Source organism: Tardiphaga robiniae (genome assembly GCF_013359755.1).
In the GTDB taxonomy this organism is placed as follows: Bacteria; Pseudomonadota; Alphaproteobacteria; order Rhizobiales; family Xanthobacteraceae; genus Tardiphaga; species Tardiphaga robiniae.
Genome location: NZ_JABMCJ010000039.1, coordinates 1 through 595, shown reverse-complemented (window position 1 = coordinate 595; position 595 = coordinate 1). Strand labels below are relative to the sequence as shown.

Sequence of the window (595 nt, the reverse complement as noted above, 5' to 3'; positions counted from 1 at the left end):
GATGAGTTCCATATTTGAAAAGTTTTCATCACTACTTAGTTTTTTGATAGCTTCAAGCCAGAGTTGTCTTTTTCTATCTACTCTCATACAACCAATAAATGCTGAAATGAATTCTAAGCGGAGATCGCCTAGTGATTTTAAACTATTGCTGGCAGCATTCTTGAGTCCAATATAAAAGTATTGTGTACCTTTTGCTGGGTCAGGTTGTTCTTTAGGAGGAGTAAAAGGATCAAATGCACTAAACGAAACTGAAACAAGCGATCGAAAATATCCCTTTGGGATTCTTGACTCGATAAGTCTATTATTTTCAGAGAAAAAATATTCATTGTTTTCTGGGTTGGTGATTGCACCAATCATTCCATTCAAAATTGTTGTTTTACCACACCCATTCCGCCCGATAAAAGCATGAATGTTCGTGCTGGGCATAGAATTAACCGTCACCTCAAAAGGTATAGTTAAATCACTGAATCCGGGAGCACTTTTTCTATTAAATGAAAAGTGGAAATCTGACAATTCTGGCAAACCATTTAACACACGTGCGAACTGTCCATGAATTTCTGAAAGAGTTACCCCTCTAAGTAATGAGGTGTTAAGG

Annotated in this window: 1 protein-coding gene; it reads right to left on the bottom strand. The window is 37.0% G+C overall.

Annotated elements, in window-relative coordinates; translation table 11 throughout:
- Positions 1–595 (bottom strand): AAA family ATPase (locus tag HP556_RS00210; RefSeq protein WP_420878633.1); only part of this gene is annotated, 595 nt, incomplete at both ends.